The 9,986-nt window shown below is 34.0% G+C and carries 10 protein-coding genes; 8 read left to right on the top strand and 2 right to left on the bottom strand.

What is annotated here, in order from left to right:
* Positions 1 to 238: 238 nt before the first annotated feature.
* The 5 genes from ACOQFO_RS08900 to ACOQFO_RS08880 all read left to right on the top strand — a co-directional run bounded on the left by ACOQFO_RS08900 (position 239) and on the right by ACOQFO_RS08880 (position 4,817).
* Positions 239 to 1,402, top strand: a complete 1,164-nt coding sequence (locus ACOQFO_RS08900; RefSeq protein WP_421689332.1) for an ABC transporter substrate-binding protein — start codon at positions 239 to 241, stop codon at positions 1,400 to 1,402.
* A gap of 96 nt (positions 1,403 to 1,498) precedes the next feature.
* On the top strand, positions 1,499 to 2,383 hold the full coding sequence (locus tag ACOQFO_RS08895; protein ID WP_421689331.1) for a branched-chain amino acid ABC transporter permease: 885 nt from the start codon (positions 1,499 to 1,501) through the stop codon (positions 2,381 to 2,383).
* Between the two features lie 4 nt (positions 2,384 to 2,387).
* Positions 2,388 to 3,338, top strand: a complete 951-nt coding sequence (locus ACOQFO_RS08890) for a branched-chain amino acid ABC transporter permease (protein ID WP_421689330.1) — start codon at positions 2,388 to 2,390, stop codon at positions 3,336 to 3,338.
* Positions 3,338 to 4,111 carry an ABC transporter ATP-binding protein gene (locus ACOQFO_RS08885; protein ID WP_421689329.1) on the top strand — a complete coding sequence of 258 codons (774 nt, stop codon included), beginning with the start codon at positions 3,338 to 3,340 and terminating at the stop codon, positions 4,109 to 4,111. Before ACOQFO_RS08890 ends, ACOQFO_RS08885 begins: the two co-directional genes overlap by 1 nt.
* Positions 4,104 to 4,817 carry an ABC transporter ATP-binding protein gene (locus tag ACOQFO_RS08880; protein ID WP_421689328.1) on the top strand — a complete coding sequence of 238 codons (714 nt, stop codon included), beginning with the start codon at positions 4,104 to 4,106 and terminating at the stop codon, positions 4,815 to 4,817. The genes ACOQFO_RS08885 and ACOQFO_RS08880 overlap by 8 nt, the downstream gene beginning before the upstream one ends.
* 68 nt (positions 4,818 to 4,885) lie before the next feature.
* Here the strand turns inward: ACOQFO_RS08880 and ACOQFO_RS08875 are convergent, their stop codons facing one another.
* Positions 4,886 to 5,971 carry a M24 family metallopeptidase gene (locus ACOQFO_RS08875; protein ID WP_421689327.1) on the bottom strand — a complete coding sequence of 362 codons (1,086 nt, stop codon included), beginning with the start codon at positions 5,969 to 5,971 and terminating at the stop codon, positions 4,886 to 4,888.
* Between the two features lie 228 nt (positions 5,972 to 6,199).
* Between ACOQFO_RS08875 and ACOQFO_RS08870 the strand changes: the two genes are divergently transcribed.
* Both ACOQFO_RS08870 and ACOQFO_RS08865 read left to right on the top strand, forming a co-directional pair.
* Complete coding sequence (locus ACOQFO_RS08870) at positions 6,200 to 6,883, top strand: metal-dependent hydrolase (RefSeq protein ID WP_421689326.1); 684 nt, start codon at positions 6,200 to 6,202, stop codon at positions 6,881 to 6,883.
* A gap of 167 nt (positions 6,884 to 7,050) precedes the next feature.
* Positions 7,051 to 8,358: a DRTGG domain-containing protein gene (locus ACOQFO_RS08865; protein ID WP_421689325.1), complete on the top strand. Its 1,308-nt coding sequence runs from the start codon at positions 7,051 to 7,053 to the stop codon at positions 8,356 to 8,358.
* Positions 8,359 to 8,412: 54 nt separating this feature from the next.
* Here the strand turns inward: ACOQFO_RS08865 and ACOQFO_RS08860 are convergent, their stop codons facing one another.
* A complete protein-coding gene (locus tag ACOQFO_RS08860) occupies positions 8,413 to 8,721 on the bottom strand; it encodes a YtpI family protein (protein WP_421689324.1) in 309 nt (102 codons plus the stop codon).
* 183 nt (positions 8,722 to 8,904) lie between these two features.
* Between ACOQFO_RS08860 and ACOQFO_RS08855 the strand changes: the two genes are divergently transcribed.
* The gene (locus ACOQFO_RS08855; RefSeq protein ID WP_421689323.1) at positions 8,905 to 9,849 is read left to right on the top strand and encodes a DHH family phosphoesterase; all 945 of its coding nucleotides are present in this window, start codon (positions 8,905 to 8,907) and stop codon (positions 9,847 to 9,849) included.
* Positions 9,850 to 9,986 lie beyond the last annotated feature (137 nt).

The following is a 9,986-nucleotide window of genomic DNA, read 5'->3' as shown; positions in this document are numbered from 1 at the left end:
TGTATTCTCGACAAATCCACTATACCAAAGAATGAGGTGTTTTTTGTATCTTAAAAAACTTTGTCAAGGTTTTTATTGAAATCATGAAGAACCTAATAGAGCCAACTATCGAATCTAATTATTTAGGTGCGAAGTTTGAGTTATAAAAATACCATTTACTTTTTCGTCTAAATGTACTTAAATAGTTATATTGTTTTATATAAATGAAACAGAGTAACTAAAAAAGGGGGAATTGATGATGAGAGGATTCAATAATAAATTGTTCTCAATATTATCAATTATTATGCTATTATTACTTGCTGCATGTGGTGGAGGTAATACAACAACAAATCCAAATCCAAATTCAGAATATTCTGAAGGTGGATTAATTAGCGCAAAATTTGGTGTCATTTCGTATTTAACTGGAGCAGGAGCTGCTTACGGGGAAGCGATTACAAATGGATTAAAATTAGCGCAAAAAGATATCAATGCACTTGGTGAAGTAAATATTGAATTAGTTATTGAAGACTCAGCTGGTAAAGCAGATCAAGCTCTTAACGCAGCTCAAAAAATTATGAGTGATGATTCAATTACTGCGATTATTGGTCCAACATTAAGTACTGAATTTTTTGCAGTAGCACCAGAAGTTGATTTAAATGGTATTCCAATCATGGGTACTTCAACTACAGTTGATGGTATTCCTGAAATTGGTGATTATGTATTTAGAAATGCTGTTCCAGAATCATTAGCGATTCCATCAGCTATTCAAAAAGCTGTTGAAAGAACTGGAGCGAAAAAAGTTGCAATGATTTACGGAAATGATGACGCTTTAACAAAAGGCGGATTTGAAGTAATGGAAAGAACAGCTAAAGAAATGGGACTTGAAATTACAACTATTGAAACATACCAAGAAGGTCAAAGTGATTATAATGCACAATTAACTAAAATTAAAAATACTAATCCAGACTTAATTTTAGCTTCTGCTTTATATAACGAAGGTGCAGTAATTATGGACCAAGCACGTAAAATGGGTATCGATATTCCGTTTGTAGGAGGAAATGGATTTAACTCTCCACAAGCGATTGCAATTGCTGGTGATGCTGCAAACGGTTTAATCGTTGCGACTCCATACTTTGGTGAATCACAAGATCCGAAAATTGTAGAATTTAATGAAAAATATGAAAAAGAATACGGTAAAAAGCCTGACCAATTCGCTGCACAAGCTTATGATGCTCTATTCATTTATGCAGATGCATTAAAGAGAGCAGGAAGCAATGATCGTGAGGCGTTTAGAGAGTCTTTAGCAGCAACAAAAGATCTTGAAGGTATTTTAGGTAAGTTCTCATTCGATGAAGTTGGAGACGTAATCATGGATGTAACCGTTTTAGAAATTAAAGACGGTAAATTTATTGAATTTGAATAATTTAAAACCTAATTGGTTCTCGTAAGTAATTACGAGAACCAATCTGCATATAAAGTGCTTGATAGGGTAATCAAATTAATTAAAGGATGATTTATTTTGCTATTAGAACAAATAATTAACGGCATAACGTTAGGTAGTATTTATGCAATAATAGCACTCGGTTTTACCCTTGTATTTGGTGTGCTTGGCATTATCAATATGGCACATGGTGAAATCTTTATGGTTGGTGCTTTTGTAGGAGTAACAGCAACTGGAGTGCTTGGATGGCCTCTTTGGTTAGCTTTTATCGCTGCTATTATCGTTACAAGTATTTTAGGTTACTTATTAGAACGTTTTACATTAAGACCTTTACGAGGGAAAAAAGGCGTATCTCATTTAGCGCCACTAATTAGTACAATTGGTGTATCCATATTATTAGAAAATCTTTCGCATCACATTTTTGGTGCTGGTAATAAACCATTCAATACATCTTTTTCTGAAATTAGCATTAAGATCGGATCGATTACCATTTATCTTGTACAAATTGTTATTTTCATCATTTCAATTATATTAATGATTGGTTTAACAATTTGGCTATCTAAAACAAAAGCAGGTAAAGCATTAAGAGCAACTGCAGATAACTTAGAAACAGCTAGTATTCTAGGAGTAGATACAAAGAAAATCATTATCTTAACAGTTGTTGTTGCATCTGCGATTGGTGGTATTGCAGGTATTTTAGTAGGTATGGCATTTAACTCTGTTAGTCCACAAATGGGATTATCAATGGGGTTAAAGGGTCTTGCAATTATCATTTTAGGTGGTATGGGTAATGTTAAAGGTGCAATGGTTGGTGGCCTAATTTTAGGTTTATCTGAAACGATGTTAGTTGCATACGGAAATTCAGGTTACCGAGATGCAATTGCATTTATTATGATTATTGTCATCCTATTAATACGTCCACAAGGTATCTTTGGTTCAAAGGTATCTCAAGAAAGAAGGTGATCACTTGTTAGGAGAAATTTTAAATACCTATTATTTACAAATAGGTTCGTTTATATTAATCAATATTATGTTAGCTATTAGTGTATATGTTCCATTGTCATCTGGTCAGCTTTCTTTAGGAAGCGCTGGATTTATGGGTGTTGGTGCTTATACTTCCGCATTATTAACAATCCATTTTGACTTACCAATCTATGTAGGAATTATCGCTGGTGCATTAGCAGCAAGTATTCTAGGAGTGATTGTTGGGATTCCTTCATTAAGACTGTCAGGTGTTTATTTGGCAATTGCAACATTAGGTCTTGGGGAAGTAATCCGTGTAATCTTTGTTAACTGGGATTCTTTAACTAAAGGTTCAGTTGGTTTAACAGGAATTCCACAGTTAGGTAGAGAAATTTTAGAGTTTTCTCGTAGCCTAGGCTTTGAACCAGCAATGATTGGTATTAAAAACAATCAATTTGTGTTTCTATCTATCTTCTTAGTGTTATTAATTTTAGTGATCGCAATTTTATGGTTTGTTGTACGTCAACAAAATTCACGTGTTGGTCGAGCATTATCTTCTATTAATATGGATGATAGAGCAGCAGAATCAATGGGTATCAACATTACTTACTACAAAGTTGTATCCTTCACACAAGGTGCTTTCTTTGCTGGTTTAGCAGGCGCATTATTTGCTCATGTAATTGGGTATATTTCTCCTGCTGACTTCGCATATCACAGAGCTGTTGAAGTATTAATATTTACTGTATTTGGTGGTAGTGAAGTGATTATTGGATCTGTATTTGGTGCATTCTTCTTAACATTAATGCCTGAAGTATTACGATTCGTAAGTGAGTTCCGTTATATTATTTATGGTATCCTTCTAATTGTTTTAATGGCTGTTCGTCCTCAAGGAATTCTTGATGCACACTTACTAGAGAAATTTAAGTTTAAACGTTCAAAAGGAGGGGTACGTTAATGGTTTTAGAATTGAAAAATATTACGAAAAACTTTGGCGGTATCTCTGCTTTAAAGGATGTTTCTTTTTCGATTAATAAAGGTGAAATTTTCGGCTTAATTGGTCCAAATGGTGCCGGAAAAACAACTATGTTCAATATGATTACAAATATTTTTGAACCTACTTCTGGTGAAGTTATTTTTAAAGGTGAAAATATAACAGGTATTAAACCTTATAAAATAACAGAAAAAGGGATATGTCGTACGTATCAAAACATCCGTTTATTTTCTCAAATGTCTACTTTACATAATGTAATGGTTGGTGGACATAGCCAATCACATGCAGGTGTATTTAGTAGTGTTTTCCGTACTAAAAAACAGCGAAAAGAAGAACAATTATTAAAGGAAAAAGCAGAAGAATTATTAGATTTAGTAGGACTTCTTGAACATAAAGATACGATTGCAGAGAACTTAGCATATGGACAGCAAAGACGACTTGAAATTGCACGAGCATTAGCAAGTAATCCTAGTCTTTTATTATTAGACGAGCCTGCAGCGGGTATGAATGAAAAAGAGACTGATAGTTTATATGATTTAATCAAAACCGTTCAATCAAGAGGTATTACAGTGTTGATTATTGAACACGACATGCCGCTCGTTATGAAGTTGTGTGATCGAATCGTTGTACTAAACTTCGGGGAAAAACTAGCAGAAGGTACACCTGAAGAAATTCAAAATAATGAAGCAGTTATTGAAGCCTACCTTGGAAAAGAGGAGGATGAAGTAGATGCTTAAACTTACAAATGTAGAAACATTTTATGGACAAATTCAAGCACTTAAAGGAATTAATCTAGAAGTACATGAAGGGAAAATAATTACTTTATTAGGTGCAAATGGTGCTGGAAAATCAACAACAATGAAAACAATTGCAGGTCTTTTAAAACCTAAAAATGGTACAGTTGAGTTTATGGGTGATAATGTAACAGGTTTACGTCCAGACCAATTGTTACGTAAAGGTATCTCTTTAGTTCCAGAAGGTCGTGCGATTTTAACTTCAATGACAGTACTAGAGAATTTAGAAATGGGTGCTTATCAACGAAAAGATAAAGACGTTAAAAACGATATTGAAGATGTTATAAAACGTTTCCCAATATTAAAAGAAAGACAAACACAAATGGCTGGTACTCTTTCTGGTGGTCAACAACAGATGTTAGCTATCGCAAGGGCTCTACTATCAAAACCGAAATTGTTATTATTAGATGAACCTTCCATGGGACTAGCTCCGTTGATTGTTGCTGATATCTTTAAAATTATTAAAGAAATAAAAGAAGCTGGTACGACAGTTCTTCTTGTTGAGCAAAATGCAAAACAAGCATTGAAAATTGCAGATTATGGCTATGTTATGGAAACTGGTAAAATAATAATTGAAGGTAATGCAGAAAGTCTACTAGAGGATCCACGAGTAGTTGAAGCTTATCTTGGAAGAAAATCTACGTCTTAATATAAAAGTAAGGTGACGAGAATGAAGTTCTTGTCACCTTTATTATTGTAAGCATGAAAATCTACATTTTATAGGATAATTAATTCTTTTGGATATTTTGTTAATACTTCCACACCAGTTTCTGTAACAACAACATCATCCTCAATTCTTACTCCTGCAATTTCATTATAGATTCCTGGTTCAATTGTAAAGACCATACCAGGTTTAAGTTCTAACTCATTTGTCGCTGTTATAGAAGGGTATTCATGCACTGAAATTCCAAGGCCATGACCAAGTCTATGTGGAAAATCATTGCCAAAACCTCCATTAGAAATGATATCACGAGCAATTTTGTCCAGGTCCATTGCGCGAACTCCAGGTTTTACTGCTTCAATCGCTTTCTCATTTGCACTTTTTACAAGTTCATATACTTCTTTTTGAGCTTCTGTCACGCTACCAAATGCAACCGTTCTAGTAATATCTGAACAATAACCATCATACACAACGCCTAAATCAAATAAAATTAGATCACCTTTTTGAATTTTACGATTACCTGGTGTTCCATGTGGTGAAGCTGATTTTGGTCCTGATAATACCATTGTATCAAAGGACATAGTACAACCTTTGTCTTTTATAGCATTTTCAATCGCTGTTAATATTTCCATCTCTGTTTTACCTTCAGCGATTTCTTTGCAACCTACTTCTATTGCATAATCAGCCAACTGCGCAGCTTGTCGCATTTTATCGATTTCATCTGCAGATTTTATGACACGCATCTCGTTTATTTTCTCATCAAGTCGAATAAAGTTTGCTTGTGGAAAAACTTGTTGTAAAGCTTCTAATCTCTCTACCGTCAAATGACTTTTTTCGATTGCAATCGAGCTTGGGTTAATATTGTTTAAAAGAACCTTCTCTTTGATCAATTCAAATGGTTGATCTGTATCTAAATTTCCAATGACATCATATTGCCAACCTGAATTGATTGCATCGGGTACCTCCATTTTAGGACAAACTAAAACAGGTGTACTAGTTTGAAAAATCATTACACCAAGTAAACGTTCGTGTGGATTACTTTTGAATTGTGAATAGTAAAATACATTATCCGGAGTAGTGATAAATGCCATATCCACGTTATTTTCTTTTAAGTAGTTTTGAATTTCATTAATTTTAGTCAAAGGAATGCCCCCCAATAATAATAGGAATGTTTGTAAAGCTACTGTCTTGAATTACATCGAGAAATGCATCAGTGATTTTACATCATGCAGCTTTGCGCCATGTAAGGTATAATCTTTCTCGAATTACTTCCGCATAAGCAAATGAAATCTAATATATTATAACAAATTGAAGGGAAATTTTGTTTTAAAGAGAAATTATTTATTAATGAACTGTAAGGGGGAAGTTTGATGGAAATTTCATATCATGGACATTCAGTAGTTAAAATTAAGACAAATGGTAAGGAAATTTTAATTGATCCTTTTATTCGTGGTAATGGGCTTACAGATTTAAAAGTAGAGGAACAAAAGCCAGATGTTATTTTGTTAACCCATGGTCATAATGATCATGTTGGTGACACAATTGAACTAGCAAAAGCAAATGATTCACTAGTTGTAGCTCCTAATGAACTAGCTAATTATTTAGCTTCTCAAGGTATTAAAGTTCACAATATGGGAATTGGCGGAAGCTATGATTTTCCATTTGGAAAAGTAAAATACACACTTGCATTTCATGGTTCAGTGTATGAAACAGAAAACGGCGAAGTGATCAATGCAGGAAATCCTGGAGGCATCCTATTCACTAGCGAGGGTAAAACAATCTATCATGCTGGTGATACAGCGTTGTTTGGGGATATGAAGTTAATAGGTGAACGTAATGAAATTGATGTTGCATTTTTACCAATCGGAGATAACTTTACAATGGGGCCTGAAGATGCAGCATATGCTGTTACATTACTAAAACCGAAAACAGTTGTACCTATCCACTACAATACTTTCCCGGTTATTCAACAAGATCCACAACACTTTTCTAATTTAGTAACAGATGCGGAAGTTCAAGTTTTATCTCCTGGAGATAAAGTAAAACTATCTTAAATTTATATGGAAGTAGCATTAAAGTGGACATTACTTTAGTGCTACTTTCTCTTTTAAATGCAATTTGATACATTTAGAGGAGATATTATGAAATCCAATTATATCAATACATAATTGAAATATGTTACACTAAGGGTTAGGAACTAATTTGGAAATTAGGTGATACCATGTCGACAAAACATGAAAAAATTCTACAGTATATTGAGTCTTTACCAGTGGGAGATAAAATTTCTGTTAGGCAAATAGCAAAAGACATGCAAGTCAGTGAAGGTACTGCATATCGTGCCATTAAAGAAGCGGAAAATCGCAGCTTAGTTAGCTCTATCGAACGTGTTGGAACAATCCGTATAGAAAAAAAGAAAAAAGAAAATATTGAACGCCTAACATTTGCAGAAATTGTCAACATAGTCGATGGACAAGTTCTTGGCGGTATGAACGGACTACATAAAACATTAACGAAATTTGTCATCGGTGCAATGCAACTTGAAGATATGATGCGTTATACAGAAGCAGGAAGCCTATTAATCGTAGGTAACCGATTTAAAGCCCATGAAAATGCTTTGAAAGCTGGTGCTGCAGTTCTCATAACAGGTGGTTTCGATACAACCGAAGAAAATAAACGCCTTGCAGATGAACTCGAAATGCCAATCATCTCATCTAGTTACGACACATTTACAGTTGCAACATTAATCAATCGTGCAATTTACGACCAATTGATTAAAAAAGATATTCTATTAATAGAAGATATTTATGTACCAATTGAAGAAACGGCTATGTTACATAGTTATCAAACGATTGCGGATTTCCGTGCGTTAAATGAGAAAACAACTCACGGTGCTTTTCCAGTTGTCACAAACAGTAACAAGCTAGTAGGTATGATTACTGTAAGGGACGTAATAGGAAGAGAACCACATGAAACGATCGATAAGGTGATGACAAAGCAACCGATTTCAACTTCGATGAAAACAAGTGTTGCTTCAGCTGGACATAGAATGATTTGGGAAGGTATTGATTTACTTCCGATTGTTGATGATGATGGAATACTCCAAGGTGTTATTAGTAGACAAGATGTACTTAAAGCTTTACAACTGGCACAACGTCAACCACATCAAGGTGAAACCATTGATGATCTTGTTAAGAAGGAAATAAAGCTTCTAAGTGAAGAGGATATAATGGTTGAATTTACTGTTACTCCTCAAATGACGAACCAATTTGGTGCAATTTCTTACGGAGCATTTACAACACTTCTATCTGAAGTGGGTTCTATCGCTTTGAAACGTAAAAAGCGTGGGGATGCAGTTGCAGAAAATATGACGATCTATTTTATCAAACCAATCCAAATGGAAACGGTGTTAACAATCGTTCCTCACATATTAGATATGAGTCGTAAGTTTGTAAAAATGGATTTTGATGTATTTAATGAAAACATCCTAGTAGGAAAAGCAATGATGATGTTCCAATTACTTGAACGATAATTAGTAGCACAAAAAAAGCAATATACTTAAAGTATATTGCTTCATTTTACTTCCTTATCGGTTAAGTTCATATTCTTCTTGTACAAACTTACCTTCATGGCGCATGCGATTAAAATTACTATAAGCTTGCAATAGGCCAATTAAGACAAATAATGCACAAATTATGTAACTTACTAATGATTGATGTATTATTACTGCATTTATACCAAAGGCAATGATAAAGATTCCTAATGCAATACCTGCCTTCGCTTTGTACCATTTTTTTCTAATAGGTAAAGTTGATCTAAATTGTTTTGTTTTATAATAGAAATAAACCACAAAGGCAATTACAACAACTGTTAAAAAAAAGTAATTGAAATTCATATTTAGCAACCTCCTTAAAAACAACGTTTTGTCACGGGAAACGGATAATTCGACTCTTCTTTCCATGAAAAGACAAGCTGACATTATTGTAACGATTTTTAAAGGAAAATGCTATTAACATTTCATAAAACTTTTTACTACTTCTAACTAGGTTTAAACCTTGATTACATAGGAGGAACTATCTTGAAGCGAAAAATAATCGAAGAGATCGAAAAGTATGACACCATTATTATTCATCGTCATGTACGTCCAGACCCAGATGCATATGGTTCTCAAATAGGTCTTAAAACATTAATTTCATCAAACTATCCAGAAAAAAAGGTTTATGCTGTTGGTGAGCATGATTCAACATTATCATTTTTAGCAAAGCCTGATACGATTGATGATGAAGTTTTTTCTGGAGCACTTGTTATTGTTACGGATACTGCCAATACAGAACGAATCGATGATAGTCGTTATAATAAAGGAGATTTATTAATTAAAATTGACCACCATCCAAATGACGATCAATATGGTGATATACTTTGGGTAGATACATCAGCGAGTTCTGTTAGTGAAATGATTTATGGTCTTTTTGAAGAAGGTAAGGAATATAAGGGTTGGACATTATCGAACGAAGCAGCTCGTCTTTTATTTGCAGGGATCGTTGGCGATACAGGTCGATTTTTGTTTCCAAGTGCCACAGAAAAAACATTCGAGATTGCAGGGCATTTAATTCGATATAATTTTGACCGTAACGAACTTTTCGATGGAATGTATGAAAAAGAACATAAATTATTGAAACTCCAAGGATATCTATATCAAAACTATACGTTTGATGAAAATGGAGCTGTTTATATTAAGTTAACGAAAGAAATTTTGGAGCAATTCGATGCAACTCCATCAGATACTTCTTTATTAGTTGGATCCTATGGTGATATTAAAGGTATTTGTGCTTGGGTTATTTTTGTCGAAGAAGATAGTCAAATAAGAGTACGCTTACGTTCGAAAGGGCCGGTTATTAATGAGTTGGCGAAAAAATACAATGGTGGTGGCCACCCATTAGCTTCAGGCGCTACAGTCTATTCATGGGAAGAAGCAGATCAAGTGATTGCAGAATTAAAAGAAATTTGTCGATTATATAGATAAATAGAGTCTCGGAATAAATAACAATTTTTCTGGGTGAAATGAACCAAAATTACTGGAAATTGGATTGGAATGGCCTGCACACTCATTATTTTCATTGTATTTTCAAAAATGTCCATGACAAAGAAACCTATTGCCAT

Origin of the sequence: Ureibacillus sp. MALMAid1270 (genome assembly GCF_049202975.1) — a bacterium.
In the GTDB taxonomy this organism is placed as follows: Bacteria; Bacillota; Bacilli; order Bacillales_A; family Planococcaceae; genus Ureibacillus.
The sequence above is the reverse complement of the archived record's forward strand: the minus strand, read 5'-3'. Positions and strand labels throughout refer to the sequence as shown.

Coding starts and splice junctions, on each gene's coding strand:
- ACOQFO_RS08900 (WP_421689332.1), top strand. CDS start 239: ATGAGAGGATTCAATAATAAATTGTTCTCAATATTATCAATTATTATG.
- ACOQFO_RS08885 (WP_421689329.1), top strand. CDS start 3,338: ATGGTTTTAGAATTGAAAAATATTACGAAAAACTTTGGCGGTATCTCT.
- ACOQFO_RS08880 (WP_421689328.1), top strand. CDS start 4,104: ATGCTTAAACTTACAAATGTAGAAACATTTTATGGACAAATTCAAGCA.
- ACOQFO_RS08870 (WP_421689326.1), top strand. CDS start 6,200: ATGGAAATTTCATATCATGGACATTCAGTAGTTAAAATTAAGACAAAT.
- ACOQFO_RS08865 (WP_421689325.1), top strand. CDS start 7,051: ATGTCGACAAAACATGAAAAAATTCTACAGTATATTGAGTCTTTACCA.
- ACOQFO_RS08860 (WP_421689324.1), bottom strand. CDS start 8,721: ATGAATTTCAATTACTTTTTTTTAACAGTTGTTGTAATTGCCTTTGTG.